The 24,330-nt window shown below is 59.2% G+C and carries 35 protein-coding genes and 1 tRNA gene; 17 read left to right on the top strand and 19 right to left on the bottom strand.

Annotated elements, in window-relative coordinates; translation table 11 throughout:
- Window positions 1-71: 71 nt before the first annotated feature.
- From pheS to PMI38_RS24785, 5 genes are all read left to right on the top strand, one after another.
- Entirely contained in the window at window positions 72-1,088 is a 1,017-nt protein-coding gene (pheS, locus tag PMI38_RS24805; RefSeq protein WP_008100402.1) for a phenylalanine--tRNA ligase subunit alpha, read from the top strand.
- Window positions 1,089-1,119: 31 nt separating this feature from the next.
- On the top strand, window positions 1,120-3,501 hold the full coding sequence (pheT, locus tag PMI38_RS24800; RefSeq protein WP_008100400.1) for a phenylalanine--tRNA ligase subunit beta: 2,382 nt from the start codon (window positions 1,120-1,122) through the stop codon (window positions 3,499-3,501).
- A 4-nt stretch (window positions 3,502-3,505) separates the two neighbouring features.
- Window positions 3,506-3,808, top strand: a complete 303-nt coding sequence (gene ihfA, locus PMI38_RS24795) for an integration host factor subunit alpha (protein ID WP_003250679.1) — start codon at window positions 3,506-3,508, stop codon at window positions 3,806-3,808.
- A complete protein-coding gene (locus PMI38_RS24790) occupies window positions 3,789-4,145 on the top strand; it encodes a MerR family transcriptional regulator (protein WP_008100384.1) in 357 nt (118 codons plus the stop codon). The genes ihfA and PMI38_RS24790 overlap by 20 nt, the downstream gene beginning before the upstream one ends.
- 100 nt (window positions 4,146-4,245) lie before the next feature.
- Window positions 4,246-4,322, top strand: a tRNA-Pro gene (locus PMI38_RS24785).
- 70 nt (window positions 4,323-4,392) lie between these two features.
- On the opposite strand, the gene PMI38_RS24780 is transcribed toward PMI38_RS24785, so the two are convergent.
- Genes PMI38_RS24780 through PMI38_RS24770 form a run of 5 tightly spaced genes read right to left on the bottom strand, consistent with a single transcriptional unit; the run spans window position 4,393 to window position 6,808 of the window.
- Entirely contained in the window at window positions 4,393-5,520 is a 1,128-nt protein-coding gene (locus tag PMI38_RS24780; RefSeq protein WP_238540221.1) for a tyrosine-type recombinase/integrase, read from the bottom strand.
- Complete coding sequence (locus tag PMI38_RS27660; RefSeq protein ID WP_238540219.1) at window positions 5,442-5,843, bottom strand: hypothetical protein; 402 nt, start codon at window positions 5,841-5,843, stop codon at window positions 5,442-5,444. The genes PMI38_RS24780 and PMI38_RS27660 overlap by 79 nt, the downstream gene beginning before the upstream one ends.
- A 17-nt stretch (window positions 5,844-5,860) precedes the next feature.
- Complete coding sequence (locus PMI38_RS27330) at window positions 5,861-6,037, bottom strand: hypothetical protein (protein ID WP_008100379.1); 177 nt, start codon at window positions 6,035-6,037, stop codon at window positions 5,861-5,863.
- A 49-nt stretch (window positions 6,038-6,086) separates the two neighbouring features.
- Window positions 6,087-6,485, bottom strand: coding sequence for a phage protein NinX family protein (locus tag PMI38_RS24775; RefSeq protein ID WP_008100377.1), 399 nt, complete (start codon window positions 6,483-6,485; stop codon window positions 6,087-6,089).
- Window positions 6,482-6,808: a hypothetical protein gene (locus tag PMI38_RS24770; RefSeq protein WP_008100375.1), complete on the bottom strand. Its 327-nt coding sequence runs from the start codon at window positions 6,806-6,808 to the stop codon at window positions 6,482-6,484. Before PMI38_RS24770 ends, PMI38_RS24775 begins: the two co-directional genes overlap by 4 nt.
- 163 nt (window positions 6,809-6,971) lie before the next feature.
- Here PMI38_RS24770 and PMI38_RS24765 point away from each other — a divergent pair, with 163 nt between their 5' ends.
- Together PMI38_RS24765 and PMI38_RS24760 are read left to right on the top strand one after the other, a co-directional pair.
- Complete coding sequence (locus tag PMI38_RS24765; protein ID WP_008100372.1) at window positions 6,972-7,271, top strand: hypothetical protein; 300 nt, start codon at window positions 6,972-6,974, stop codon at window positions 7,269-7,271.
- A 19-nt stretch (window positions 7,272-7,290) separates the two neighbouring features.
- Window positions 7,291-7,560: a hypothetical protein gene (locus PMI38_RS24760; RefSeq protein WP_157214899.1), complete on the top strand. Its 270-nt coding sequence runs from the start codon at window positions 7,291-7,293 to the stop codon at window positions 7,558-7,560.
- On the opposite strand, the gene PMI38_RS24755 is transcribed toward PMI38_RS24760, so the two are convergent.
- The gene (locus tag PMI38_RS24755; RefSeq protein WP_008100370.1) at window positions 7,557-8,480 is read right to left on the bottom strand and encodes a DNA cytosine methyltransferase; all 924 of its coding nucleotides are present in this window, start codon (window positions 8,478-8,480) and stop codon (window positions 7,557-7,559) included. The genes PMI38_RS24760 and PMI38_RS24755 overlap by 4 nt on opposite strands.
- Window positions 8,481-8,573: 93 nt before the next feature.
- On the opposite strand from PMI38_RS24755, the gene PMI38_RS24750 reads away from it, so the two are divergent.
- Together PMI38_RS24750 and PMI38_RS24745 are read left to right on the top strand one after the other, a co-directional pair.
- Window positions 8,574-8,846 carry a hypothetical protein gene (locus PMI38_RS24750; RefSeq protein WP_238540218.1) on the top strand — a complete coding sequence of 91 codons (273 nt, stop codon included), beginning with the start codon at window positions 8,574-8,576 and terminating at the stop codon, window positions 8,844-8,846.
- A 156-nt stretch (window positions 8,847-9,002) separates the two neighbouring features.
- Window positions 9,003-9,230 carry a hypothetical protein gene (locus PMI38_RS24745; RefSeq protein ID WP_157214898.1) on the top strand — a complete coding sequence of 76 codons (228 nt, stop codon included), beginning with the start codon at window positions 9,003-9,005 and terminating at the stop codon, window positions 9,228-9,230.
- Window positions 9,231-9,340: 110 nt separating this feature from the next.
- Here the strand turns inward: PMI38_RS24745 and PMI38_RS24740 are convergent, their stop codons facing one another.
- On the bottom strand, window positions 9,341-9,946 hold the full coding sequence (locus PMI38_RS24740) for a hypothetical protein (protein WP_008100366.1): 606 nt from the start codon (window positions 9,944-9,946) through the stop codon (window positions 9,341-9,343).
- Between the two features lie 91 nt (window positions 9,947-10,037).
- On the opposite strand from PMI38_RS24740, the gene PMI38_RS24735 reads away from it, so the two are divergent.
- A complete protein-coding gene (locus tag PMI38_RS24735; RefSeq protein ID WP_008100364.1) occupies window positions 10,038-10,238 on the top strand; it encodes a hypothetical protein in 201 nt (66 codons plus the stop codon).
- A gap of 462 nt (window positions 10,239-10,700) precedes the next feature.
- On the opposite strand, the gene PMI38_RS24730 is transcribed toward PMI38_RS24735, so the two are convergent.
- The 10 genes from PMI38_RS24730 to PMI38_RS27195 all read right to left on the bottom strand — a co-directional run bounded on the left by PMI38_RS24730 (window position 10,701) and on the right by PMI38_RS27195 (window position 15,769).
- Window positions 10,701-11,063: a hypothetical protein gene (locus tag PMI38_RS24730; RefSeq protein WP_008100358.1), complete on the bottom strand. Its 363-nt coding sequence runs from the start codon at window positions 11,061-11,063 to the stop codon at window positions 10,701-10,703.
- Window positions 11,038-11,403, bottom strand: a complete 366-nt coding sequence (locus PMI38_RS24725) for a DUF7740 domain-containing protein (protein WP_008100356.1) — start codon at window positions 11,401-11,403, stop codon at window positions 11,038-11,040. The genes PMI38_RS24730 and PMI38_RS24725 overlap by 26 nt, the downstream gene beginning before the upstream one ends.
- Window positions 11,404-11,475: 72 nt before the next feature.
- A complete protein-coding gene (locus PMI38_RS24720; protein WP_008100354.1) occupies window positions 11,476-11,994 on the bottom strand; it encodes a hypothetical protein in 519 nt (172 codons plus the stop codon).
- An 8-nt stretch (window positions 11,995-12,002) separates the two neighbouring features.
- The gene (locus tag PMI38_RS24715; protein ID WP_008100352.1) at window positions 12,003-12,620 is read right to left on the bottom strand and encodes a lambda exonuclease family protein; all 618 of its coding nucleotides are present in this window, start codon (window positions 12,618-12,620) and stop codon (window positions 12,003-12,005) included.
- Between the two features lie 3 nt (window positions 12,621-12,623).
- Window positions 12,624-13,382 (bottom strand): ERF family protein, encoded by a 759-nt coding sequence (locus PMI38_RS24710; RefSeq protein ID WP_008100350.1) that lies wholly within the window; start codon window positions 13,380-13,382, stop codon window positions 12,624-12,626.
- Between the two features lie 7 nt (window positions 13,383-13,389).
- Window positions 13,390-14,493, bottom strand: a complete 1,104-nt coding sequence (locus PMI38_RS24705) for a hypothetical protein (RefSeq protein WP_008100348.1) — start codon at window positions 14,491-14,493, stop codon at window positions 13,390-13,392.
- A 286-nt stretch (window positions 14,494-14,779) separates the two neighbouring features.
- Window positions 14,780-14,950, bottom strand: a complete 171-nt coding sequence (locus PMI38_RS27325; protein WP_008100344.1) for a hypothetical protein — start codon at window positions 14,948-14,950, stop codon at window positions 14,780-14,782.
- On the bottom strand, window positions 14,947-15,138 hold the full coding sequence (locus PMI38_RS24700) for a hypothetical protein (RefSeq protein WP_008100343.1): 192 nt from the start codon (window positions 15,136-15,138) through the stop codon (window positions 14,947-14,949). Before PMI38_RS24700 ends, PMI38_RS27325 begins: the two co-directional genes overlap by 4 nt.
- A complete protein-coding gene (locus PMI38_RS24695; RefSeq protein ID WP_008100340.1) occupies window positions 15,135-15,551 on the bottom strand; it encodes a hypothetical protein in 417 nt (138 codons plus the stop codon). The genes PMI38_RS24700 and PMI38_RS24695 overlap by 4 nt, the downstream gene beginning before the upstream one ends.
- A 20-nt stretch (window positions 15,552-15,571) precedes the next feature.
- Entirely contained in the window at window positions 15,572-15,769 is a 198-nt protein-coding gene (locus tag PMI38_RS27195; RefSeq protein ID WP_157214897.1) for a hypothetical protein, read from the bottom strand.
- A gap of 71 nt (window positions 15,770-15,840) precedes the next feature.
- Here PMI38_RS27195 and PMI38_RS24690 point away from each other — a divergent pair, with 71 nt between their 5' ends.
- From PMI38_RS24690 to PMI38_RS27775, 6 genes are all read left to right on the top strand, one after another.
- Window positions 15,841-16,941, top strand: coding sequence for an SGNH/GDSL hydrolase family protein (locus tag PMI38_RS24690; RefSeq protein ID WP_008100339.1), 1,101 nt, complete (start codon window positions 15,841-15,843; stop codon window positions 16,939-16,941).
- Between the two features lie 21 nt (window positions 16,942-16,962).
- Entirely contained in the window at window positions 16,963-18,345 is a 1,383-nt protein-coding gene (locus PMI38_RS24685; RefSeq protein ID WP_008100337.1) for an SGNH/GDSL hydrolase family protein, read from the top strand.
- Between the two features lie 54 nt (window positions 18,346-18,399).
- The gene (locus tag PMI38_RS26860; RefSeq protein ID WP_008100336.1) at window positions 18,400-20,019 is read left to right on the top strand and encodes a hypothetical protein; all 1,620 of its coding nucleotides are present in this window, start codon (window positions 18,400-18,402) and stop codon (window positions 20,017-20,019) included.
- Between the two features lie 96 nt (window positions 20,020-20,115).
- Window positions 20,116-20,742, top strand: a complete 627-nt coding sequence (locus tag PMI38_RS24675) for a glycoside hydrolase family 19 protein (RefSeq protein WP_008100333.1) — start codon at window positions 20,116-20,118, stop codon at window positions 20,740-20,742.
- Window positions 20,739-21,260 (top strand): DUF2514 domain-containing protein, encoded by a 522-nt coding sequence (locus tag PMI38_RS24670; protein WP_008100331.1) that lies wholly within the window; start codon window positions 20,739-20,741, stop codon window positions 21,258-21,260. The genes PMI38_RS24675 and PMI38_RS24670 overlap by 4 nt, the downstream gene beginning before the upstream one ends.
- A gap of 59 nt (window positions 21,261-21,319) precedes the next feature.
- Complete coding sequence (locus PMI38_RS27775) at window positions 21,320-21,910, top strand: helix-turn-helix domain-containing protein (protein WP_008100329.1); 591 nt, start codon at window positions 21,320-21,322, stop codon at window positions 21,908-21,910.
- Window positions 21,911-22,014: 104 nt separating this feature from the next.
- Here the strand turns inward: PMI38_RS27775 and PMI38_RS24665 are convergent, their stop codons facing one another.
- Both PMI38_RS24665 and PMI38_RS24660 read right to left on the bottom strand, forming a co-directional pair.
- On the bottom strand, window positions 22,015-22,545 hold the full coding sequence (locus PMI38_RS24665; protein WP_008100326.1) for a hypothetical protein: 531 nt from the start codon (window positions 22,543-22,545) through the stop codon (window positions 22,015-22,017).
- Between the two features lie 48 nt (window positions 22,546-22,593).
- Window positions 22,594-23,406: a hypothetical protein gene (locus PMI38_RS24660; RefSeq protein WP_008100323.1), complete on the bottom strand. Its 813-nt coding sequence runs from the start codon at window positions 23,404-23,406 to the stop codon at window positions 22,594-22,596.
- 235 nt (window positions 23,407-23,641) lie between these two features.
- Between PMI38_RS24660 and PMI38_RS24655 the strand changes: the two genes are divergently transcribed.
- Window positions 23,642-23,866: a hypothetical protein gene (locus tag PMI38_RS24655; protein ID WP_008100321.1), complete on the top strand. Its 225-nt coding sequence runs from the start codon at window positions 23,642-23,644 to the stop codon at window positions 23,864-23,866.
- The last annotated feature ends 464 nt before the right edge of the window (window positions 23,867-24,330 follow it).

Raw genomic sequence — 24,330 nt, 5'->3', positions numbered from 1 at the left:
GGTGTAAAACGTCATCGATAGGGGAAGAGCCTTCAAAGCTCTTCCCCTATTTTCGTATCTGGAGTCTGTACATGGAAAACCTGGATGCGCTGGTCTCCCAAGCCCTTGAGGCTGTGGAGCGCGCTGAAGACATCAATGCCCTGGAACAGATCCGGGTTCAGTATCTCGGCAAGAAGGGCGAACTGACCCAGGTGATGAAGACCCTGGGCAACCTGCCAGCCGAAGAGCGGCCGAAAGTCGGCGCGCTGATCAACGACGCCAAAGAGCGCGTCACCGAAGTGCTCAACGCACGCAAGGCAGCCTTCGAAGAGGCCGAGCTCAGCGCTCGCCTGGCCGCCGAATGCATTGATGTGACTTTGCCAGGCCGTGGCCAGACCACCGGTGGCCTGCACCCGATTACCCGTACACTCGAGCGCATCGAGCAGTTCTTCACCCACATCGGTTACGGCATCGCCGAAGGCCCTGAGGTGGAAGACGACTACCACAACTTCGAAGCGCTCAACATCCCTGGCCACCACCCGGCCCGGGCGATGCACGACACCTTCTATTTCAATGCCAACATGCTGCTGCGCACCCACACCTCGCCGGTGCAAGTGCGGACCATGGAGTCCACCCAGCCGCCGATCCGTATTGTTTGCCCGGGTCGTGTATACCGCTGCGACTCGGATATCACCCACTCGCCGATGTTCCACCAGGTCGAAGGCCTGCTGATCGATCGCGACATCAACTTCGCCGACCTCAAGGGCACCATCGAAGAATTCCTGCGGGTGTTCTTCGAGAAAGAACTGGCTGTGCGCTTCCGCCCGTCGTTCTTCCCGTTCACCGAGCCGTCCGCCGAAGTCGACATCCAGTGCGTGATGTGTTCCGGCAAAGGCTGCCGCGTGTGCAAGCAGACTGGCTGGTTGGAAGTGATGGGTTGCGGCATGGTGCACCCGAACGTGCTGCGCATGTCCGGCATCGACCCGGAAGAGTTCCAGGGCTTCGCCTTCGGCATGGGTGCCGAGCGCCTGGCCATGCTGCGTTATGGCGTCAACGATTTGCGTCTGTTCTTCGACAACGACCTGCGGTTCCTGGCCCAATTCCGCTAGGCCCAATCGACGCAATTTCTAGGAGAACAGCATGAAATTCAGTGAACAGTGGCTGCGCGGTTGGGTAAACCCGCAAGTCTCCCGTGATGAACTGGTCGCCCGCCTGTCCATGGCCGGCCTCGAAGTCGACAGCGTGACCCCCGCTGCCGGCCAGTTCAGCGGTATCGTCGTGGGCGAGATCCTCGCCACCGAACAACACCCGGATGCCGACAAACTGCGCGTGTGCCAGGTCAGCAACGGCCAGGAAACCTTCCAGGTCGTCTGCGGCGCGCCGAACGCACGCCCCGGCATCAAGATCCCGTTCGCCATGATTGGCGCCGAACTGTCCGGCGACTTCAAGATCAAGAAGGCCAAGCTGCGCGGTGTCGAGTCGTTCGGCATGCTGTGCTCGGCGGCCGAGCTGGAGATCAGCGAAGAGAACGACGGCCTGCTGGAACTGGCGGCCGATGCCCCGGTTGGCGAAGACATTCGCCAGTACCTGAACCTGGACGACGCCAGCATCGAGATCGGACTCACCCCGAACCGCGGTGACTGCCTGTCGCTGGCCGGTCTGGCCCGCGATGTCAGCGCCCTGTACAACGTCCCGGTCACCCGCCCGGTAGTGCCGGCCGTAGCGGCCGCCCACGATGAAGTACGCCCGGTCGAAGTCTGCGCGCCGGCCGCTTGCCCGCGCTACCTGGGCCGCGTAATCCGCAACGTCGACCTGTCCAAGCCGACTCCGCTGTGGATGGTCGAGCGCCTGCGCCGCAGCGACGTGCGCAGCATCGACGCCGCCGTCGACATCACCAACTACGTGATGCTCGAACTCGGCCAGCCGATGCACGCCTTCGACCTCGCCGAAATCAACGGTGGCATCCGCGTGCGCATGGCCGAAGAGGGCGAGAAGCTGGTGCTGCTCGACGGCCAGGAAGTTGCCCTGCGTGCCGACACGCTGGTCATCGCCGACCACACCCGCGCCCTGGCCATTGCCGGCGTGATGGGTGGCGAGCACAGCGGCGTCAACACCGAGAAGACACGCGACCTGTTCCTGGAAAGCGCCTTCTTCGAGCCGATTTCCGTCGCCGGCAAGGCCCGTTCCTACGGCCTGCACACCGATGCCTCGCACCGTTACGAGCGCGGCGTCGATTCGCAGCTCGCCCGCGAAGCCATGGAGCGCGCTACCGCCCTGGTACTGGAAATCGTCGGCGGTGAAGCCGGCCCGATCGTCGAAGCTGTCAGCGAGCAGCACCTGCCGCAAGTCGCCCCGGTGACCCTGCGTGCCGAACGCATCACCCAGATGCTCGGCATGGAGCTGGACGCTGCCCAGGTCGAGCAGATGCTCAACGCCCTGGAGCTGACCACCACGGCGAACGGGGCAGGGCAGTGGACCGTCAACGTCCCGAGCCACCGCTTCGACATCAGCCTGGAAGTCGACCTGATCGAAGAGCTGGCCCGCCTGTACGGTTACAACAACCTGCCGGTCCGCTACCCGCAAGCCCGCCTGGCACCGCAAGCCCGCCCGGAAACCCGCGGCGAGCTGCCGAACCTGCGTCGCCTGCTGGTCGCCCGCGGTTATCAGGAAGCCATCACCTACAGCTTCATCGATCCTAAGCTGTTCGAACTGTTCACCCCAGGCGTAGAGCCACTGCTGCTGGCCAACCCGATCTCCAGCGACATGGCCGCCATGCGTGCGTCCCTGTGGCCGGGCCTGGTCAAGGCGCTGCAGCACAACCTCAACCGCCAGCAAGACCGCGTGCGCCTGTTTGAGAGTGGCCTGCGCTTCGTCGGCCAGCTCGGTGACCTCAAGCAGCAACCGATGATCGCTGGCGTCATCACCGGCAGCCGCTTGCCGGAAGGCTGGGCCAACGGTCGCGACAGCATCGACTTCTTCGACGTCAAGGCTGACGTGGAAGCCCTGCTGGGTTACTCCGGTGCCCTGAGCGACTTCACCTTCGTCGCCGGCAAGCACCACGCCCTGCACCCAGGCCAGACCGCCCGCATCGAGCGCGATGGCAAGGAAGTCGGCTACCTCGGCGCCCTGCACCCAGAGCTGGCCAAGGCCCTGGACCTGGATCGCCCGGTGTTCGTCTTCGAGCTGGTATTGGGTGATGTGGTCGAAGGTCGCCTGCCGAAGTTCAGCGAACTCTCCAAGTTCCCGGAAACCCGTCGTGACCTGGCGTTGATCGCAGGACGTGATGTAGCTTCTGACTCGGTCCTTGAAGTAATTCGTGACAATGCAGGCGAATGGCTGACAGACCTCAGGCTGTTTGACGTCTACCAGGGTAAAGGCATTGATCCTGATAGAAAAAGCCTGGCCGTCGGCTTGACCTGGCAGCATCCATCGCGCACTCTTAACGACGATGAGGTGAACACTACCCTGCAAAATATCCTCACCTCGCTCGAACAAAGGTTGAACACCACGTTAAGGAAATAACGGCATGGGTGCTCTGACGAAAGCTGAGATGGCCGAAAGGCTGTACGAGGAGCTGGGGCTTAACAAGCGTGAGGCCAAGGAGTTGGTCGAGCTGTTTTTTGAAGAAATTCGGCACGCACTTGAAGAGAACGAGCAGGTCAAGTTGTCCGGTTTCGGCAACTTCGACCTTCGCGACAAACGCCAGCGGCCGGGCCGCAACCCCAAGACAGGGGAAGAGATCCCGATCACTGCACGGCGCGTCGTCACCTTTCGTCCAGGGCAGAAGTTGAAGGCCCGGGTTGAGGCCTATGCTGGAACCAAGCCATAACGACGAGCTGCCCCCCATACCGGGCAAACGCTACTTCACCATTGGTGAAGTGAGCGAGCTTTGTGCGGTGAAACCGCATGTGTTGCGGTACTGGGAGCAAGAGTTTCCTCAGCTCAACCCTGTGAAGCGGCGGGGGAATCGGCGGTATTACCAGCGGCAAGATGTGCTGATGATCCGACAGATTCGAGCGCTGCTTTATGATCAGGGGTTCACCATTGGAGGGGCGCGGTTGCGGCTCTCCAGTGATGAGGTGAAGGATGAGTCCAGCCAGTACAAGCAGCTGATTCGGCAGATGATTGTTGAGTTGGAAGATGTACTGGTGGTGTTGAAGAAGTGATCTGTCTTCAGTGAGTAGAAAGTTTTTTGAAAAAAAGCTTCCACTTATCATGTAGTTAAGGTAGATTCTTCATCGTTCTCAGCAACATCGAGAATGAGTTCGGGGCGTAGCGCAGCCCGGTAGCGCACTTGCATGGGGTGCAAGGGGTCGAGTGTTCGAATCACTCCGTCCCGACCAAATAATCCCAATGACTTAGCCACCCACGGGTGGCTTTTTCATTTCTGCGTGTGGGGACTTTTTCGGGACATCACCCGATTTTCCTCTTCAATATCGTCAGCACCGGCCCACGCGAGTCCGTTGTTGATACCCTGTTCGCAGCCTCAATCAGCTTGCCTAGCTCAGCGCCGGAGTAATGACTGGTGATGCTGCCGTTCTTGTGCCCGAGCAGTGACTTCCGATCCTCTTCAGTTACACCCGCAGCCCGCAGTCGGCGGCCGAAGGTGTGCTTCAAGTCGTGAATCCTGATCGAGGCATACCCAGGGTGAGCGGGGCGAAGGTTTTCCTCCTGCCAGAGTTTCGCCGCTCTCACCCGTGCCTTCTTCCAGGCTGAGTCGTTCATCCGGTGCATCGCGGCACCGTTGTAAGGGAACACCCACTCCTTGCTGATGCCGCGCTGCCGCTCGATGATCGACTTGGCCACGCTGTTCAACACCACCAGGCGCTCGTCGCCATTCTTCACGCCGGATCGGGCGTGCCTCCCGCCGAAGTCAGCGGGGATCAGGAAAACACTGGTCCCAAGTTCCGGCACCGAAATCTCCCAATCCCATCTCAGCTTGCACACCTCCTGCTCGCGGCAACCAGTGTTCACCTTGAACAAGGCCATCGTCTGCAGGTGCCCGGGCAGCTCGTTGAAGAGAATCGACTGCTCTTCCCACGACATCGGGTAGGGCTTGCGGCTCGACTTCTTCTCTTCGAGCTTTTTCAGCATCGGCACGCTGTCCAACCAGGGCCGGCGATCTTCATCCCGCCACTTCCTCGCGCAGAGGGTCAGAACCCGAACCGCGCGCTCGATCGCGATGTTGATCGTCCTGTTGCTTACCGCCTTCTCGACGGTGCCGTCGGGCAACACCTTTTCCGTCTGTCGGTCTCGAATGAAAGGCTCCAATGCCTGGTCGTCGATGTGCGTCAGCGGCAGGTGGCCCAAGTAGGGGTGCAACTGCTTCATGCACAGTGCGGTTAGGTGAATGGAGGGTTGATCCTTGGACTCCAGGAGGTACCGCGTCGCGGCTTCCTCCCAGAGCCTGACCTGCCGCACGCCGTATACCTTCTGCTGGCGAAGTTTCTCCAGCTTGTGGATCAGGTACTGCTCGGCCTCCTCGCGGTCACCAGTGCCAGTGCTCTCTCGAATTCGCTCCCCTTTGTAGACTTTGTCGATTTGCCAGACACCGCCTTTCTCGTAGAGGCCGGTGATCGTTTTTCGCGCCATGTATCATCTCCTCGGCGCTCGCTGCGGGGCCGATTGTTGTCCTGTCCTGTGGCTTTTTCAATCGACTTTGCCTCGATGTAAGCGTCGGCCCACTCGTCAAGCTCCTGGCGGTCGAAGGCAACGCCCTGTTTTCCGATCGGGAATTCCCGCACGTTCGGCCTGACCGTCTTGTTGAATTCATCCCGGCACATACCGAGATACCCGGGGGCATCGCCGAACCGGATAAACCGGGGCTGAATGCTGGAAGGCTTCGCTGCTGTGGCGTTCGCCATGTGTCTCTCCGTGCCAGTCAGGCCAAGAAGTGGTGCCCGACCTTCGCCGTCTTGGCGGCTTCCTCGGTGCGGAACATGAGCTTTGTTTTTCTGGTCCGGCCATAGGCCTCGTACTCAGCATCGACCCACCAGGCGCCGAACTTGCGGTACGGCTCGCCGAGGATCTTCGTGACGTAGCAGTCGATCAGGTTCATGGGCGAGGTCCTTTGTAGATCAGGTAGGCCATGTACATCAGGGGCAGGATCATTGGCATAGCTCCTTGGGCACGTGGACGGTATGGCCGAGCTTGGTGTGGGTGGCGGCTCGCATCGCTGCTACGAGCGGGCTCACATGTTCGAAGTGCCGATTTTCATCTTCCTGCTGAGCACGCCAGAGAACGCACTTGCGCTGCCAGTCCCATGCGCTGGGCTCGATGGTCAGCTCATGTTTCTCAATCAGCGGGCCGCCCAAAGACCAGTTTTCCTGCGGGTCATACCGCGCATCGCGCACGGTGACCTCACCGGTGTAGCGGACGAACACTCGCCACGGGTTGCCGTAGATTGGCGGCGCGAGCTTCACATCGAGGCCTTCCGCCTTCCCGACGGCCCAGGCCAGCTGCTCGCCGACAAGGTCTGCTGTCTTCACTTCGATCAGGTCGGTCATGGCTGCACCTCGCGGCGCGCCCACCAGCACACAGGGCCGTCGTCAGTGTCATGGATGGCCAGGCAGAACCAATCGCCACCGGTAGGCCTTTCAGGTTCCCAGTAACTGCAATCCGGGTCATGACTTTCAAAGTAACGATTGGCGATTGCCTCGTCGGCGTATTCCAGGCTGACCATGCAGACCTGCAAGCCTTGCTCGGCAATCCAGGCCTTGCACTTGTCGCCATCACCTTCATCGAAGTCGGGAAGACCTGGATGCTGGAACATTCCGTATTCATCGCGCACGACTGGGGCCCGCTGGATCAGTTTGATTTCTTCAGACATGACGATTCCTTGGCCGCCTTAGGCGGCAAAAGTTGATCGGAAAAATGTTTGTGTGCTGGATTTTCGACCAGTTGTCGGGAGCGGTTCTCAATGGACTTGATCACCGCTCCGCTTGGGTTATTTTTTCAAATACCCACTAAAACGACGGTTGCAGGAGGGCTGTATGAGAGTGCGCGGCGATGTGTACTGGACATGGGCAGACCCTACGCTTCACCAGCGAACCCATGATGAGACCCTCGAAGACGGCACATACATAGATGTGCAGGTTAGGCTGTCGCGAACGGGTGGCACGCAGATGTTTATCGGCGTGTATGCTCCCGCTGGCATGGCGTTACACGAAGAAGCCTTCGATTCCCGCCCGGGTGAGTCAATGACCAGGGCGATGGCATGGGGCGTGGGCTATGCGAGAAAGCTGGCCACCAAATCTCATGAAGCGGATGCATTGGCAGCATCCGGGCGCTGAACGTGATGGGGTCAAGTCCATGACGCTTACGAAAGAAACTGACATTCAGCTTCGTCAGGCCCTTATATCGCTGATGGCCGCAGCTGAGCATTTGGGTATCAATCCTGAAGTGCTCAGGTTGACGGCCGTCGGCGTCCTTACACAAGAGACGCCTGACTGGTGGGTGGATGCTAAACAGGTGGAAGGTTCGATACGGGCACTCAATGTATCGGTTGAGTACTTCATTGGTTACACCGGCGGAAAGTGCAGTCAGGCCCTAGTCAGTGGAACGGGGAAGGCGCAGTGCTAAGCGGCAATCAGGAGGGCCTCGATAACGCGTTGCCCTGCGAGTGGCGGCACTGCGTTGCCGGCCATGTGCATAGTCAGCCGATGGTTGTCCGGGCGCAGGGTGTCGGCCGGGAACGACATCGCAGCTAGAGCCTCGCTGGCGCTGAGCATCCGCATGCGGTCGCCGTCGACCAGAGCCCAACGGTCAAGCGTGGTAATGGTGCCGATCGGCCGGTTAATGTCGCGCCCGGTGGTGCCGGAGCCCTTGCCATAGTAGGGCATGATGAACCGGTCGCCGAAACGCTGACGCCCGTTTTTCACCCGGTCGAGTGTGGCCTGGGCCCGGCCCGGCTTCTCGATGGACGACCACCGCCCGCCCTCGAAGTCGAGGAAGCTGGCGGCCGGCACATGCCGTTCTCGGGGCAGTTGCAGCATCAGCGGTGCCTTGCTGCGCGTCAGCACCATGAACAGTCGCACCCGGTGCTGCGGCACGCCGAGGTCGGCGCAGTCCACGATGTGTGGCGCAGCTTGATATCCCAGAGCTTGTACGGCCTGCAGCCAGGCCGGGTAGAGAATCCAGTCGGTGAACTCCGGAACGTTCTCGATCACCGCCGCTTGTGGCCGGTGGAACTCAAGGGCCGATACCGGCGCCCAGGCCGTCGATCGTGAAGCGTCGTGCTCAGGGTTGCCCGACTTCTTGCCACGCGCCTTGGCGTGGCCCTGGCAGCAGGGCGAAGCGAGCAGGATGTCGTGCGCCGGCACATGTTCCCAGCGAGCCTGGTGCAGGTCCTGGCAGACGTGCTGCGTGTCGGGGTGGTTGGCGCTATGCCATTCAACGGCTACCGGCCAGTGGTTTGCCGCCCAGAGAACCTGGACGCCTGCGGCGCGCGCGCCGGTGCTCCATCCGCCGAGGCCGGCGAACAGGTCGATTGCTGTGGTCATTGCAGTTACGGTCCTCAAATCAAAGCGCCGCTATCGCTAGGCGGCGTCCAAGTTGGTATTTGTGATGGCTCTGTGCTATCGATTAGCAATGACATGATGTCGCTCAGCACCGCATGGGAGATGGCGATGGATATCGAGCCAACGAATCAGCAAGTAGCAATCGAAGTTGGGATAGAAGAGGAGGAAGTGGAACGGTATCGCCGTGAGTCGTTATTGCTGGGTGATGGATCTTGGCTAGTCCATTTCGCCTATGAGATGCCGAAAGAGCTCCGGCACCGCTTCATTGGAAGCTTCACTGCGATAGTGAAGGCGAATGCTCCAAGGGAGGAGGACAGGGAGTATGGGGAGTATTTCAGCTCGCAATAGCCGAGGAGGCATTGTCGTTTAATGGGAAGACGTTGGCGGGTAGCACCAGGGAATATTGAGCAATAAGTTCGCCGATCACCGTGGTAGTAAAGGTGACCTGGTAATTGAAGGGTAATATGGGACACTGGCATGAGGCCGGCTAAAATGGAATCGGAAATGTCTTTGAACGCTATGCAGCAGCATGAGTTGCTTGCGCTTCTTGCTGCTGGTGCAGCTTTGGAGCTGCCACTTGGTACGCGTCAGCAGCAAGACTTAGTGGCGCTCGCTGTGGCCGCAAGGGAAGCAGGATCCCATCTCACGCTCACTGATACTGCGTTCCGCCAGCAACAGGATTTAGTCGCTATCGCAATGGCTGGCAGGGGCCATCTAACAATCAAGAATTGAGAGCTTCGTTCGCGGCAGTCGGGATCCAGATAGCAGATGGTCAGTACTGCCGTCTCCGAGAAGGCGTTATCGGTGAATAGGGGAAGGCGCTGGCGGGCAGCGCCGGCGTGTCAGGCGGAGTAGAGGCGCTCGAAGTCGTTGGCCGGCAGTTTGGGCTTGGCGTGGTATTCCTTGAGTGCTGCCTTGTAGCTCGCCTTGGCTTCCTTCATGGTCGGAGCCCACTCGCCAGCAACCTCGAGCGGCTCGTAGATTGACCAGCGCTCGAAGTTGTAGTGGCGCCGATACTGGCGGTAAGCGCTCCCCCTGGGGTAGCGAACCATCCGGTACTCCCACTTGCCCCAGCTGCCGCGCTGCTGATACTGCGGCATGTTGATGCCGAGGAAATGAGCGAATCCGTCGTAGCACTCGCACTCGTCGAGGTAGGCATCGAACTTGGTGCGCTTGGCCGGCGGAGGGGGCGGTGGCAGCTTGTCCAAAGCGAACTGCTTACCCTCGTTCGTGGCGCGGTACACCACCTCATCCTCGGAGCAGAAGGCCGGTGCCTTGCCGCGGGTCATCAGGCCGGCGGCCACCATAACGTCCAGGTTGTTGGAGTCGTCGTAGCCCGGGCTGGTGAGGAAGTGGTTTCGGCTAATGCTGCGTCGATCTGAGCGCTCAGCGCACAGGCCCAGGGTGTGCCAGAGCAGGCCAAGCTGCTTCTCGGTCGCTTCGATCATGGCTTTCTCCATGCATGTGTCGCCCTCCGTGACCAGGGGGCCAGCGCGAGCTACCGTGGTTGGATGAACGGATAAGTAAAAGGAGGCCCTTATGCTTTGGCTCAGAACCGACAAGGTCAGACTCAAGCTTCAGCGGCGCATCATGGGCGTCGTCTTGTTCATAGCCATCTTTTTTCTGGCCGCTCAGTACGAAGCATGGCTTTCAGGTAGCGTCGATTTTGGCGATGTATTGGACGGCATCGTCTTAACGGCGCTTGCTGGAGGCATGTTCTACCTCGCAGGCAAATGGTGAGCATGCGCTTACCTCCATGGCCGGATGCGGCATGTGTTGGTACGGGAGTTGCTCTACCCTTGAACAATCTTTAATTGGGGGAGAGGGCAATGACTCAGAACGATGTGCGCTACATGTTCTTCGTTGTAGGTGCTGTGGTGGTCCTGACTGGAGTGGGGGTATTGGTTTTTATTAGGTCCATATGAGCCACACTGTGGGTGTTACTACCCTTAGTTGGGGGCCGTATTGTGATCGGACTTGTAGGTCACGGGCAGCGATCCTACGCGGACATACAGGGCTCGTGCTGAATAGACGACACAGTCAACTGGAGAGACTAGCTATGACTCAGGACAGTATTTATTACCTAGTTTTCATTTCGGCCACTGTGCTGATGTTGTGTGCTGCTGCCTCCATGGCGTTCATTGAGGTGTTTTTTTCCATTCCATAGCATTAAACGGCTGTCAATTGATGGAATAAGTGCCTTCAAGTGCATGCTGACACGAGAGGAACGCCTGTGTCGTCGAGGTCGTCGCTAAGCATCAGTGCCGGCGCGCGCAGTTCTCGGCTGATGCGGAACCGGTCAAGCTTCTGCGCCACAGAATCAGAAATCTCGATTTCGTGGCGCGGAGGAGTGAGAAAGTGCACAGCACGTTCTGGGCCCAGCTCATGCGCCCGGTGAATCAGCAGCGTCATGGCTTCGCCGTTCTCTTCCAGGCCGGCCCATTCCATCAGTTCCAGCAGGGCCTGCTTAGTACCTCGTCGAACCTTCAAACGCAGGTCTTCTTCCTGCAACCGCTCGGCCTTGGCCCTGCGCTTCTCGTCACGCTGCTGCTGCGTCAGGGCCATCACCGCCTCCATTGCGCACGAACGCGGTGCCCGGGGCGTACTCCAGCAGGTCGCATACCCGGTTGATGATCTTGAGCGCCGCGTCGAACACCTTGGCATCGTCCGGCTCGCGGGCCAGGCGCTTCATGTTCGGCTGGTGCTCAAGGCATACCTTGTCGACCAGGCGCCGGGCCAACCTGCGTAGGTGGTCGGCGCTGTCGTGCTCCCGCAGGCTGAGCGCAAAGGCCAGCGCGACCTCATCAGCACGGTACTGGCCGCCGCTGCGGGTGTTGTACAGCTTCTTGACCGGCCGATTCATCCAGGCCGGCAGGGTTACGACTCCAGAGGGTGCTTTCTGCATTTCGGTGCTCCGTGAGGCCGCTGGGCGGCAGGTGAAACTGTTCTTGCCGCCGGCGCTGGCGGACCTGGAACTTCAAACCGGTCCGTCGCATCGCTTACCCTCAACCTTGGGATAGTCGACGCCGAACAGGTGGATGACCCTACAGAACTTGCGGTCGGAGATGCCCAGCTTGGTCTTGGCTTCGTGCCGGTTAAGACCAGCATCGCGCAACTGGGTGATCTTGGCAGCCAGGGCCTTGTCCGCTTCGGGGTCTGCATAGGCCCTGTTCTTCTCCCCGCGACCGCGCTTGGGATCGGGCCTGAAGCAGAAGCAGCCTTCCATAGCCGCCCGGTACAGCGTGGTCTGGGCCAGGCCAGTGTGCTCCATGGCTTCGGCATAGGTCATGGTCTTGGCCAGCTTGCGCAGCTCGGCCAGCTGCTCTTGGCGCTTCTGCGCCTTCTGGCTGATCGGCTTTGGCTGCACGGCGCGAACCTGCTCGATGTCGCGATGCGGGCGGTGCGGCACGTACTGGAAACCGTCGAGCACGATGATGCTGCCTCCAGAGGCAAGGAAGGCCGCTTTGGCGGCCTCCAGGTCGATTGATGGGTTCATGGGGCCTCCTATGCTGCGATGCCGAGCACGCGGTTCATCCGATCGTCGAGGATTTCGTAGAAGGTCTTCACGCGCTCCGAGAGCTTGCGGATCATTGCCTCGTCCCGGTATGCGCGCTTCACGAACAGCGGCATGCCAGGCCAGTAGCAGATGAAATCGATCCACTCGCGCTCCGACACCCAAAGGCCGCCCTGGCACTGGGCGACGTGCTCCTTCGGAATCTCTCCACCGAGGATCACGTCAACCTGCAGCTTCGGCAGCTTGGTCTTGATCTCGGTCAGACCGCTATCTCCGACCAGAGCGTCTGGCGAGTAGCCGATGCCGTGGTTGAGGATGATCCCGACCTCGGTTGTCTCGACCTCCTCGCTGTCGCGGTAGAGATTGCGTGCAACCCCTTCCAACTCGTGGCCACGCTCCGTGTGGCGGTTTCCGCTGAATGGATCGGCTGCTTCGCCGGTGATGCGTTCGCCGATCAGCGTGTTCATGTACGTGAAGGCGCCGGCACCGAAACCCGATTCGCCCTTGCCGTTCACCAGCAGGCAGTCCAGCTCACTGCAGGTGATGATGCCCAGGCGCAGGTCAAGCCAGGCCTGGGTGCCTTGTTCGACGTCTGAGATGATCTGCATGGTTTACTCCTGCGGACGGTTGGCCGACTTGGTGAGGCGGGCGAGCACAGCATCGAACTCGGATTTGTAGACGTTGGCGGCGCAGCCGTACTTGGCCGTGAAGTGGTCGACCAGCACCTGGCTGCATTTTTTCAGCAGCGCGTCGAGCTGTGCAGCCTGCCGCGGGGTGATGACCGGCTCGTCTGGCTGCTGCACCTGATTCGCACCTTGGCCGTCATCGTCTTCACCGGTGGTGGTGAAATTCAGTAGGGCGCCAGCGGTATAGCGCTTGCCGTAGCTGACCGAACTGGCAACCGCTTGCACTGCGTTTTTGCTGCCTGTGGCATCGGCCGGCAACAGGATCGAGGTTGTTTCCCGGTGCCCGTCGCGATGGCTCAGCACGCCCTCAACCTCGATTCCTCGCTCGGTTCTCGGAATGCGGAATGTGAGCGCGAAGCCGTGTTTCGCGAGTATCGGCTTCAGCTCTTCGTTGATGTCTTCCCACAGGGCATAGGTAGATTGAACGTTCTTGTACTTGTCCCTGATGGCGCCGCGCTCACGAACCACCGGGAGCTCTTCCTGCATGGCGGCCAGGGCGGCATCGAATGCTTGTTGAGCCTGCTGCGCTTGATGCTGGCGGTGCATCGCCATTAGCCGCTCCATCTTGTCGATGTCCGCGTTCGGCGACATTGCGACCTGCTGGATGATCTGCAGGATGGTCACCGACTCGGTGGCGACGGCCGGCGGCTGGGATTGGGTTTCGACCCTGGCTACTTGGCTCATGGCGACCTCAGTATTGGATGGTGATGTTCGGGATCTTGCGCTCGGCAATCAGGGTGATCGCCTGCTTGGCGCATTCCTCGGTCATGCCGCCGGCGATGAAGGCCTCAAGGGCGGCACGGTTGATGCTTCGACGGTGGGCGACGTCGCGTTCGCGTTGCTGCTGCTGGCGCACGATCTCGGCGGCAGCTGCATCGGCACGGCGGCGCTCGTCCTCACGAGCCTGTTCAGCTGCTTCTTCAGCCCGGCGGGCGGCGGCCTGGCGTTCTTGCTCGGCGCGCTGCTCGGTGGCAACTCGGTCCGCTTCAGCCTGCGCTCGAGCGCGTTCCGCTTGCTCGGCCTGCAGCTTCAACTCCAGTTCGCGTCGCTCGGCAGCGGCCTTGGCTTCAAGTTCTCGGCGCTGCGCGGCTTCCCGTTCGGCCTGGGCCTTCTGCTCGGCTTCGCGTCGTACACGCTCCTCGGCCTCCCGCGCGATCCGCTCCTCGCGCTCCTTCTGCTCGCGGGCTTCAGCCTCGGCTCGCAGGCGGGTCAGTTCAGCTTGCTCGGCGTCGTACTTCTTACGGGCAGCCACGGCGACCACAAGGGCGTCCATCGACGCTTCTTTGGTCCGGGCGGCCTCCGCTTCGAACTCTTCCCAGGCCTCGCCAAGGGCGAATTGGGAGAGCTCCGTGGCGCGCGCTTCCAACTGCTCGGCGTCCAGGGCGCCCAGATCGGTGGCCAGTTCCTTCATGCGGGCGATAGCGTCGTTGTGGCGGTCGACCCGCGCGTCCTCGACCGTCTGCCAGTCGGTGAGCGGCTGGCGGACCTCATCGCGCAGGTTGTCCATGGTGGTCACGAACTCGCGCAGTTCAGCCTCGACCACCTTCGGCATTTCCTTGAGCCGGCGCAGGTAGTCGCGGCCCGGTTTTTCGACTGCGGTCTTCGACTTGCTGACCTTGGCGGCCAGGCTGGCGATGCGCTCGCGGCCTTTGCGGGTGGTCAGGTCGGGCACTTCGCCAAGGACCTCGCCCTTCACCAGGTCAATAAATTGCTGCAGGCCGCCGGCCACATAGATGGCCGGGGCGTTCGCTTCGCTGATCTCCTCGATCGCGATCAGTTTCTGTTCTGCGGACATTGGAAAACCTCGCGCCAGGCCGGCGCCGTCAGTGGAATAGGGAAAATGCCAGGTCACCCAGGACTGGAGGTATTGCCCAGGCCCTGGCTGCGGTGGATGGTTGCGCGCTCTCGCCGCTTACGCTCCCGAAGGGGTACGGTTATCCCGAAGGCCCGCCGTGCTCGGGTGTGAATTCAGGAAGTGATGGTGTCGGCCAGGGCGCTCAGGAGGAGCCAGCCGGTGCAGAAGGTGAGGGCGATGAAGGAGCCGCGCCAGGTAGCGAAGCGGCGGGCGCGCTGGTAGCCGGTCATGGCCGAGGCCTCACAGCGATGCGCCCGGCCTTGATGGCGGCTACGAGCTTGGGCGGCAGGGAAGAGACAGGAACCTCGCGCGGCAGCCCGGCGCCGATGATGGCCAGGCTGCGCTCGATCTGCTCAAGCTGCTCGTCGATCAGGGACTTAACCGGTGCAGTGCTCATGCAACCTCCTTGCGCCCACCAACGATCTTGTTGAGGCGCCCGCAGTAGTGGTTGAACTCTTCGATGGTGATGCGCTGGTCGGCCATCATTTCGGTGAGCTGCTTCTGGATCATCACGGACCAGCTCACCGGAGTGGATGGATCGGCCAAGGCATCCAGCTCGTTGTCGAGCAGGACATGCGGGCTCATAGGCCTGCCTCGTCAGCCTCATGCTTCAGGCCCTGCTCGGCGTACTGGTCGAGCATGCCCTCGGCTATCTCATACAGCTTGCCGTTGATGTGATCGCTCGTACCGACGATGTCCTCGACCATGCTTTTCACCGGTCCGCCGGCCTTCGCCTGGAGCAGGAGGAGGGCGAGGGCGGTGATGTCGTCTTGCTCGGCTTCCTGCAGCGACCGCAGGTGCTCGGCGACCTTGGCCACGTACTCCTCCTGGCGAACCCCAATCGGGCCGCCGAAGCGCTGCGGGATCAGAACGTCGCAGCCGCCCACCAGGGCCTCGGCGTTGCTCTCGATCCAGTTCTGAGCCGCTGCCTGGTACGCAGAATCATCGTCAGGCTCGGCATTGTCATACCGCCATTGTGCTGCTCGAAGTGCGCCCATGGTCGCCTCCAGGTGGTGGGTTACTCGGTTGGTGGAGTGAGGTGTGGCTGCCAGTGCGTCACGCGGTGCTCGAAGCGCGAGCCATCGCCGTAACGCCAGTCGATGCCATTCCAGTAGAGGAAGCGGGCGCCGTTGAAGGCGCTCTGTGCTTTTTGTGCTGGTGTGTAGGCGATTACCCAGGCCTTGCCGCCACCCCTGGACGCCAATCCTCGGCGCAACACTCACCACGCAGGGCGCCGCCGCTTATGACAACCCAGGCGCTGCAGCCATCGGCGAGCGAGGCCTTCTGGTGCAGAGCTCGACGATCAACGCTGGTGCAATTTCCCGTCCTGTGGCCCTGGCCGGCGGTGACTACGTGACTCAGCTCTACATCAACCCAGGTACTCGAGATGGTGGATTTACAGGAGCGGTCACTATCTCGGTCGAGGAAACCACTGCCGAAGGCTTGACACAAACTATCGCACAAATGCCACTCATCGGGACTTGGGGTGCAGTCGGCTTGCAGGAGGTGAAGTACACGCTTCGCCCGGGTAGCACCGTGCGTGTTCGTGTGGTCTCCCCAAACGCAGGGCCGTGGCGCTTCATCCTCGGCCCTCTGATTCACAATCGAGTCGGCGGCTACCTGAACAACCTGAACCGGGGAAAGCATGTCCTTCTCGGTGACAGCTGGTTCACCAGCGGCGGGGACTTCCACAACCGCCTGATCGCACGCCTGAACAAAGCGACGGTGGTGAGTGCTGGCGTGCCAGGCAACCGGGCATCCCAACTGATCGCCAGATTCCAGACGGATGTTGTGCCGCAGAACCCCGATTTTGTCTGGGTGATGGTCGGCACGAACGACTACTATGCCGACGTGAGCAATGCGGACTTCGAACAGCAGATTCTGCAGCTGCGCAGCATGATCCAGCAGATTGGCGCGCAGCCGATCTTCTTCAATGCCACGGTCGGCGCAATCAGTTACGTTCCGGAGCAGCTGACCAAGTCGCGCAGCTACGCGCTCAATGTCCGCTATGTGCCTCAGCAATTGGCACCGAACGGCGCAGGCTCTGTGCGGCGCAACTTCACCTATTCGGGTTCGGTCACTGTCGCGGCTGGCGCGACCACCGTCCTAGCGGTGAGCCCAGGCCAGACCAGGCTCCCGGCCTTGTTGCGTTTTCTGACCCAGTCGCTCGCGGGCATGACATTGAAACTGGAATACAGCTCGTCCGCCGACGGCGCTGGGGCGGTGGATCTTGCAACGTTTACAGGTACCGGCGTAACCAACGACTTCCCGCTGGCCAGGACTGACACCGCTTTGCGGTTCGTAAAATTGAGCGTGACCAATGGTACAGGGTCGCCGATCACCGCCTGGGTTCTTGCCGACATCTGCTGGCAGCAATCATTGGTGTGATGTGATAATGCGGAACTACTCATGGACGGAAAGTTCCGCATGCGTTTCCTGGCTTCCCTGTTTACGGCTCTGCTAGCTGCGTCGCCTGTTGTAGCTGAACCCATCAAGCACAACGACCTGAACCCCGCTTTCATCGACCTTCACTTCGGCACGCTGTCCGGTGTGGGGTGGTACACCAATGAGCCGGGGGGCATCATTACTGCTACGGCCCGGGCTCCCGTTGCTGCTGGCGGATCGGTGATTCCACTTTCCACAATCAAAGGCTTCAGCCGTGGCCAACTTGCCTGCTACGAAGGGGACGACAGAACGTATTACCCTGTGGTGATCACTGATGCCGGGAATGACCAGGTAACCATCGACCGTCCACTACCGCGCGCAATGACTCAAGGTGGGAAGTTCTATAACTTCTACCGTGATGATGCGCACGCCAATCAGTTCGGGTTCGCCTGTGTGGTGGATGACGCGCTTCGCCAATTAGCGCAAAGGCCGATGCTGCGACGTGCAGTGCAGTTCAAGTCGGCGTCTGGGTGGGAAACTATCAACGGCGCCAAGTCCATGCCAGCTCCGGCGTCCGGCTATGGTGACGTTGGTGGCCAGCCTGAGGATGGCGTAGGTATCGCTGTACATACAGGAAACGCCGGCAGTGGCGTCGCGTCGAAGCCTGCCGTATCGCTCTACGAGAACATGGTCACCAATATTGTGATCAACCCGGGCAAGCAGGACGGCAAGCAAGCGGCCACTCTCGATATCGTCGTGACCGAGCTTCGGCAGACCGGCGAAGTGGTTGAGGTGGCAAGGACCCAGGTTACCAGAGACAACACCATCGCCTCCGTCGACATCCCTTACACGATTGTTGCGGGCAGCAAAATTCGGGTGAAAGTCACAGTGCCAAGATCTGGTGCAGCCGTCTTCTACCCAGGCTCGATCACTCATTACCACGCTCTTTCACCGGCCGAAGAGCTCAATCGTGGCAAGCATGTGATTCTGGGGGACAGTTGGTCCACTCCAGGTGGCGGTATTCACCAGCGCCTGAAAGAGCGGCTGGACAACGCACAGGTGATCAGCAAGGGGATACCGGGCAACCGCACTGACCAGATGGTGACTCGTTTCTTTGCAGATGTGGCCAAAGAAAAGCCAGATTATGTTTGGGTGATTGGGTCCACCAATGACTACTATCAAGATAGGTCGCCGCAGGTTTTCCAGTTTCAGATCACCTATCTGCTCGATTACATCCGTTCCATTGGCGCGAAACCGATTTTGTTCAACCCAACGGTTGGCGCGACCATGCCGTACACCGGCATCAACCAGTTGTTGAAGTCACGCAGTTATGCCCTGAATACCCTGTACGTGCCGGCCGTAAGCTTCCTGCGGAGCCCGCTGCTATCATCTAACCAGCCGAAGTAGGTAAAAGTACCCCTCATACCAGCCGATTGGCGGGTTTTTATATCTGGAGAGAGTATGAAATCCAACAACGGAAAATCACAACAGTCTGATGGTTCCAGTCCGTCGAGTGAGCTTGACCAAACTACCACTGACGATAAGCAACAATCCCTAGGAACTCAAAAAGAAGAGGTAGAGTTCAATTCAAGTGAAGCAGTTTCCAGTGGTGTTCGAAACGTCTATTTAGGGAATAATGCTGGACGCGATAACTCCACGGGTAACGACAACGTCATGATTGGGGAGAGTGCTGCATATCGCGTCCAAGGCGCCGACAATAATGTAATTATTGGGTCGGAGGCAATGATTCTCGCGACGGGAGATTGCGATTCTAATATTGCGATTGGCCGGAGCGCTGCATATGCATATAGCGGTGATGAAATAGTTGCCATTGGTGCGTATGCTCTTAGTAGATCGACTGGTGGGCCCTGCACTGCTATCGGCACAAATGCTGGCGGAAACACAACCACGGGGTCTAGGCAAACGCTAGTTGGATTTAATGCTCTGGGCGGTGCTGAAAACAATGATGTTGTAGTAATTGGCCACAATGCATTGGCCTCTCAGAGTGGCCAAGTGGCACTGGGGACTGGGCAGCAAACTCATATCAAAGCGTTGGGTACTGATCTCGCGCGGTGGCATGCTAGCTCGTTTGGTTTTTGGCTTGGCAATTACGGGCCAACAGTGCCGCCCACCGGCCAGCGGAATATGGGGATTGGTTTAAAAGCATGTAATAGCGTAACTTCCGGCGGTTCAAATATCGGTATTGGTGAGTCCGCTCTGGAGTTGCAACAAACCGAGTCGTCAAATATTGCAATTGGTGTGGTTTCTGCACAGATGGGAGTTGACCTATCAGATTGCACATATGTTGGCACTCGTGCAGGTCGCTACAATGCGACTGGGGTCGGCGCAACCGCAGTAGGTTTCCGATCGTTAGAACAGGGAGTGAACGCTGGCAATAATACTGGGCTAGGCGACAGCGCAGGCTGGGTGTGCCAAGGAGCGGGCAACATATTCGCGGGATACGTTTCCGGGGAGTACAAACGAGACGGGGACGAATGTATTGTGGTCGGTAGAGCTGCCGGACGAAACCGTCTAAACGGTAGCCACTGCGTATTTGTCGGCGGATCGGCAGGCTCTATATCGTCGGGCTTCCCACAGATCAATCAGGCAGACGGGACTGGAGGCACTCCAGCCGGCAATAGAGTAATCGGCATCGGTTATCGTGCTGTAGAAGAGTTTCTGGGCAGCGATGTTGTAGCCATCGGGCATGAGGCGGGCAGGAGCCTCGTGGCGGTTTCCGATGAAGTGCTGGGTAGTATTTTTATCGGTAATCGTTCAGGGAATAACGCGCTGCAGAAAACTGACGCATCAAACTCGATCGCGATTGGGCACGAGACCTACAGTACCCGTGACGATCAAGTTGTGCTTGGTAACGAAGAAGTGCAAGAGACGGTCCTGCGCGGGGTAGTCAAAAGCACCGTTTTCGTTGTCGCGAATCTCCCTAGTGCTGTTACGGCTGGTCTCGGTGCGCGAGCTTTCGTCTCTGACGCGGAGACCACGGTTTTCAATGCGGCATTATTGGGCGGCGGGGTGGGTAAAGTACCTGTTTTTAGCGACGGTACCGTTTGGCGGGTTGGCTAATTTGAGGCCACATTGGACGTGCGTTTAGCGCGATGTCTATATCTTGAAATTCTTTAGCCCGCCACTTGGCGGGTTTTTTATTGCCTGGAGAAATGCATGCCCATCAATGAGCAGCAACTGCTGCAGATCCTCCCCAAAGCCCGCCCAGTCGCGGGCATTTTTTTGCCTGCGCTGAACCGCGCGATGGCGCGCTGGAAAATCGACAGCCGTATTAGGAAGGCGGCCTTCTTGGCCCAGGTCGGCCACGAGTCTGGCCAGCTCCGCAATCTGGTGGAGAACCTGAACTACAGCGCCGATGCGCTGGTGCGCGTGTGGCCAAGCCGGTTCACTGCGCAGTCCAGCGCCGCCTATGCCCGGCAGCCTGAGAAGATCGCAAACAAGGTGTACGGCGGCCGAATGGGCAACGGCCCGGAGGCATCCGGCGACGGCTGGCGCTACCGCGGGCGCGGCCTGCTGCAGGTCACCGGGCGCAGCAACTACCGCGAGACCGGCGCCGGCCTGGGCCTGCCGCTGGAAGACGAACCGGAACTGCTCGAGCATGCCGAGCACGCCGCCCAGTCTGCCGCCTGGTGGTGGGCAAAGCGCGGGCTGAACGAGCTGGCCGATGCCGGTCGCATCCAAGACATCGGTAGCGTCATCAACACTGGTCAGGTTGGCCGCGTACCGCACGGAGCCGCTGAGCGAAAGGGGCTGTATGACCTCGCGCTGCGGGTGCTGGCATGAAGATTTTGGCCGTCAGGTTGGCACTGCTACTGGCGCTCCTGGTCACCTACTGGCTGACCTATCAGCACGGTCGATCGGTGGAGCGTGCCGCGGCCGCCCAGGCATCAGCGCAACGGGATAGCGGCGACCGCCTGGCCGAGGTGATCGGCGAGCGGGGCGCTCGACAGGAAGAACAACGACGCGCTGCGGCGCAGGAGGAGGCGAGAGCCCATGCCCAGAAAGAAAGAGCAATTGCTGATACTGGTGCTGCTGGCGCCGATGCTGCTGGCCAGCGGCTGCGCGACGAAAGTGCCAAGTTCGCCGCCACCGTCAGTTGTCCCGGCACGGATTCCGCCGCTATCGCCCGAGGCCAGGCAGCCACCCGCGCCGCCATGGTGCTCTCCGACCTGCTCTCACGGGCTGATCAACGAGCGGGAGAGCTGGCGAAAGCTTATGACCGTGCCAGGATCGCAGGCCAGCAGTGCGAGCGTGAATACGATGCGCTGACTCAAGGTCATTCTGTTCATCCCTCTGGCTGAAGGGTAACGAAATGACTGCTTTCGACCCAAAGCGGCCCTTCGGGATGGACGGCTAAGCAATGGCTGCAGTCAACGATTACCACCGCATCATCACAGGCGGGCACGGCACAAGCCGACATCCAACAGACCTTTTGCATTCTAGATGCGTGACATTTTCAGAATCCTGTCTTTACTATCAAAGATTGAAAGAGAGAACGAGACGCAACATAGAGACTAGGAGTTTGTCGGTGTATAAGTCGCTAACAGAGGGATCTGATGAATCCAATTACAGTCCATCTGGCATGGGGGGGTGTTCACTGGCCCCAACTGCTTTGGACATATTGCCCAAGAATGAACTGGTCCTTGAAGTCATAAATTGTATTAACAAACTGCTACCAGTAAGTCGCTGCACTTTGATCATCGTTGCAGATCGCTTAAATATTAATCCCAGGACGCTTCAGAGACGCTTGGCAAAATGCGGGGTTGATTTTGAAGAGTGTGTAGTCGTTATTAGACATTCCTGGGCAAAGCTATTGCTTAGTGAGTCTGAATTGACAGTTGATGAAATCGCCAAAGAGTTGGGCTATCGCCGGACTACCTCATTTTGCCGTGCCCACAAAACTTGGTTTGGGCTCCCCCCTCTTGAACACCGCTATCGTTTACAAAACTGAATATACCCTTGGGCCGATAGAGGCCAATCGCGACTCCCTGCTTTCCCACAAAAGCGGGCTTTCAAACTTGGCCCGAAAATCACGCTCGCACCATCTTGCAGTCCTCAGGCACCTTCCGCAGATTTAGCAGATTTTGGCGGCAGCGGGCCAATAAACATCACTTTCAGTCGATCACGACCAATTACGCGTGCCAGTTCTGCTATGACGCAGTACATGAAAATTAGGGTCATGAGCAGGATCTGGATGGCCCAGAAGCGCGGCCAATTCATCGAGGACCACAGCAGAGAATTCGCATCCATGAAGCCATGAGTCTCCTTCCAGTAGTCGTAAAGCCGCTCCAAATAATGCACCACAAGCGCGACCAAGGCATACATGAGGGTCTTCCAACTGACATTCCATATCAGCGGCTTATCAGGAAAACGGTTGATAAAGGGCAACATGTCTGCCACCAGAACAGACTTTCCAAGCACCAAGGATGCAATTAGCACGGATGCTGAAACGGGAAGGTCCACGCCTGACCCCTTGATCATGAGTGCGCGGATCAGGGCCACGATGTGCAGAATGATGAAGAAGAATATGGTCGGGGGAAGCGCCTTCATGAATTCATGTTTGATCTTCAGCAGAAAGGTTTTCATTGTCGCTCCTTCAGTAAGTAGAACGTTTCGGCAGACTGTGGATATCACTCAATGGGGAAATAGTAACGTCACCGCTGCGCGGAACCCCCAGCCTTGAGGTCCATCTCCTGATCTATCCAGCCAATACCTCGGGCCTGCCTGGATTGTCAGGGGCTGACCATTGAGTTTCAGCAGTTGGGTGACGGTCAGATTGATGGGTACGGACCACTCGCGTGCTTGCCAATCATAGGTTGATTCGGAGTTGATACCGTACGTGGTGTGCGTCTGGGTGGTATAGGACAGAAAAGGTTGCAGGAAGGTCTGGTTGATCTTTTCCTTCTCATCCGGCGGGGCACCATCGAGGCCCCAGATGTGGTTGGCGAGTATGCCGCGTGTCCAGCCATTTGATTGCTTGAGCGCCACTGCGGTAGGCCCCAGGCCCCATTGCTCGTTACCAAGCAATTCATCACTGCCAGTCGGAATCAATAAAGCCGGACCCGCGCCAAGAATCCAACCACTGTCGGTGGGTTTGCTGGGGGAGAAGAAAAAGCTTTGCGTGATGTCCCCGGCACCCGATTTGTCCGCCGCGCCATTGGGGGCCAAGCCATGCTGGTCGATAAGAGGGAGGATGGTACGTGAGATGAGGTTCCAGTCCTCGTTCAGTTTGAAAGGCAGCACTGGCTGGATGTTGGTTACGCTGTGCATGCCCTCACCGGTGGGCCCTATTTTCTGATCCCAGTTGTACTGCACGGGCAGGCTGTACATTGCCGCTACAGGGTTGAGCGCTGCCTTGGCCAATTCAGCCGAGTCTTCGGCATGTGCACTACCAGACTGTACGACAAACATCATGACTGAAAAGCACGTGAGGTGTATTCGTTGCATGTGCCGTCTCTGCCGATAGGTACATTGTACGGGCTTGTGTTCGTGCCAGCTCTCAAATGAGATTGCAGTAGTGTAGATGAGGTTTGCGGGAGGGATTGTGAGCGTCCTCTCTTGGCCGACTTCTGCCTGTACCCACCGTCAGCTTTGGGTCGATAGCAGCCCTTCCAGACCCAATTAGGGAGTCACCTGACCATGGGTTCCTATAATGTCCTGATGAATTGGTCGGAGCACTGCGGTGGAAAAGCGCACTTTCATAGGGATGGTCGAGGCAGGTGAGCCGCTAATTAAACAGGCCATCGATGCCATGCGGCAGTACCACGAAGCTGAGGCCGCCGGGCAACCTGCCGAAGAGGTCGAGCGCCTGCGACTTTTGGCGGAGTCGCTATTCCAGGCGGTATCTGATTATCAGCTTCGGGTTATGGCCAAGGCACGCGGCAAGGATCTGCCTCCTCTCCACTAGACTGCTCACCGACAGGACTCCTGTGAGTAGCCACATGAAGGAAGAGTGGCGGTCGGCAGAACGCCGGATGCAGGCCGGAGCCCGTGGGGAGATTTTCGGGGGATGGTGAAAATTGGTTCTGCATAGTGCGGCACCGTTTGCAGCGAGCGCCCGCTCAATGCCCTGAATTTCAAGGCTTTTAGTACATCCCGCACGCATGGGGTGCAAGGGGTCGAGTGTTCGAATCACTCCGTCCCGACCAAAAATCCCTAAAAAATCCAGTCACTTTGCGGTGACTGGATTTTTTTATGGGCGGCGTCGCGCAAAACTTGCGCAAAATGAAATTTCGTCCTGGCACCGAATCAGCACTTCGCTCAATTGATCGGTGACTTTGATCTTCAGCCTCCCAGTGCCCAGCTCTCGTGCAGATTGTACCGGGTATCGCGCACGCTGACTTCGCCGGAGTAGCGGGCGAACACCCGCCA

The organism is Pseudomonas sp. GM84 (assembly GCF_000282535.1).
Lineage (GTDB): Bacteria > Pseudomonadota > Gammaproteobacteria > Pseudomonadales > Pseudomonadaceae > Aquipseudomonas.
Note: the sequence above shows the minus strand (reverse complement) of the source record. Positions and strands in the feature narration are given on the sequence as shown.

Coding starts and splice junctions, on each gene's coding strand:
- pheS (WP_008100402.1), top strand. CDS start 72: ATGGAAAACCTGGATGCGCTGGTCTCCCAAGCCCTTGAGGCTGTGGAG.
- pheT (WP_008100400.1), top strand. CDS start 1,120: ATGAAATTCAGTGAACAGTGGCTGCGCGGTTGGGTAAACCCGCAAGTC.
- ihfA (WP_003250679.1), top strand. CDS start 3,506: ATGGGTGCTCTGACGAAAGCTGAGATGGCCGAAAGGCTGTACGAGGAG.
- PMI38_RS24790 (WP_008100384.1), top strand. CDS start 3,789: ATGCTGGAACCAAGCCATAACGACGAGCTGCCCCCCATACCGGGCAAA.
- PMI38_RS27660 (WP_238540219.1), bottom strand. CDS start 5,843: ATGGCGAACGCCACAGCAGCGAAGCCTTCCAGCATTCAGCCCCGGTTT.
- PMI38_RS27330 (WP_008100379.1), bottom strand. CDS start 6,037: ATGAACCTGATCGACTGCTACGTCACGAAGATCCTCGGCGAGCCGTAC.
- PMI38_RS24775 (WP_008100377.1), bottom strand. CDS start 6,485: ATGACCGACCTGATCGAAGTGAAGACAGCAGACCTTGTCGGCGAGCAG.
- PMI38_RS24770 (WP_008100375.1), bottom strand. CDS start 6,808: ATGTCTGAAGAAATCAAACTGATCCAGCGGGCCCCAGTCGTGCGCGAT.
- PMI38_RS24765 (WP_008100372.1), top strand. CDS start 6,972: ATGAGAGTGCGCGGCGATGTGTACTGGACATGGGCAGACCCTACGCTT.
- PMI38_RS24760 (WP_157214899.1), top strand. CDS start 7,291: ATGACGCTTACGAAAGAAACTGACATTCAGCTTCGTCAGGCCCTTATA.
- PMI38_RS24755 (WP_008100370.1), bottom strand. CDS start 8,480: ATGACCACAGCAATCGACCTGTTCGCCGGCCTCGGCGGATGGAGCACC.
- PMI38_RS24750 (WP_238540218.1), top strand. CDS start 8,574: ATGATGTCGCTCAGCACCGCATGGGAGATGGCGATGGATATCGAGCCA.
- PMI38_RS24745 (WP_157214898.1), top strand. CDS start 9,003: ATGTCTTTGAACGCTATGCAGCAGCATGAGTTGCTTGCGCTTCTTGCT.
- PMI38_RS24740 (WP_008100366.1), bottom strand. CDS start 9,946: ATGATCGAAGCGACCGAGAAGCAGCTTGGCCTGCTCTGGCACACCCTG.
- PMI38_RS24735 (WP_008100364.1), top strand. CDS start 10,038: ATGCTTTGGCTCAGAACCGACAAGGTCAGACTCAAGCTTCAGCGGCGC.
- PMI38_RS24730 (WP_008100358.1), bottom strand. CDS start 11,063: ATGGCCCTGACGCAGCAGCAGCGTGACGAGAAGCGCAGGGCCAAGGCC.
- PMI38_RS24725 (WP_008100356.1), bottom strand. CDS start 11,403: ATGCAGAAAGCACCCTCTGGAGTCGTAACCCTGCCGGCCTGGATGAAT.
- PMI38_RS24720 (WP_008100354.1), bottom strand. CDS start 11,994: ATGAACCCATCAATCGACCTGGAGGCCGCCAAAGCGGCCTTCCTTGCC.
- PMI38_RS24715 (WP_008100352.1), bottom strand. CDS start 12,620: ATGCAGATCATCTCAGACGTCGAACAAGGCACCCAGGCCTGGCTTGAC.
- PMI38_RS24710 (WP_008100350.1), bottom strand. CDS start 13,382: ATGAGCCAAGTAGCCAGGGTCGAAACCCAATCCCAGCCGCCGGCCGTC.
- PMI38_RS24705 (WP_008100348.1), bottom strand. CDS start 14,493: ATGTCCGCAGAACAGAAACTGATCGCGATCGAGGAGATCAGCGAAGCG.
- PMI38_RS27325 (WP_008100344.1), bottom strand. CDS start 14,950: ATGAGCACTGCACCGGTTAAGTCCCTGATCGACGAGCAGCTTGAGCAG.
- PMI38_RS24700 (WP_008100343.1), bottom strand. CDS start 15,138: ATGAGCCCGCATGTCCTGCTCGACAACGAGCTGGATGCCTTGGCCGAT.
- PMI38_RS24695 (WP_008100340.1), bottom strand. CDS start 15,551: ATGGGCGCACTTCGAGCAGCACAATGGCGGTATGACAATGCCGAGCCT.
- PMI38_RS24685 (WP_008100337.1), top strand. CDS start 16,963: ATGGACGGAAAGTTCCGCATGCGTTTCCTGGCTTCCCTGTTTACGGCT.
- PMI38_RS26860 (WP_008100336.1), top strand. CDS start 18,400: ATGAAATCCAACAACGGAAAATCACAACAGTCTGATGGTTCCAGTCCG.
- PMI38_RS24675 (WP_008100333.1), top strand. CDS start 20,116: ATGCCCATCAATGAGCAGCAACTGCTGCAGATCCTCCCCAAAGCCCGC.
- PMI38_RS24670 (WP_008100331.1), top strand. CDS start 20,739: ATGAAGATTTTGGCCGTCAGGTTGGCACTGCTACTGGCGCTCCTGGTC.
- PMI38_RS27775 (WP_008100329.1), top strand. CDS start 21,320: ATGGCTGCAGTCAACGATTACCACCGCATCATCACAGGCGGGCACGGC.
- PMI38_RS24665 (WP_008100326.1), bottom strand. CDS start 22,545: ATGAAAACCTTTCTGCTGAAGATCAAACATGAATTCATGAAGGCGCTT.
- PMI38_RS24660 (WP_008100323.1), bottom strand. CDS start 23,406: ATGCAACGAATACACCTCACGTGCTTTTCAGTCATGATGTTTGTCGTA.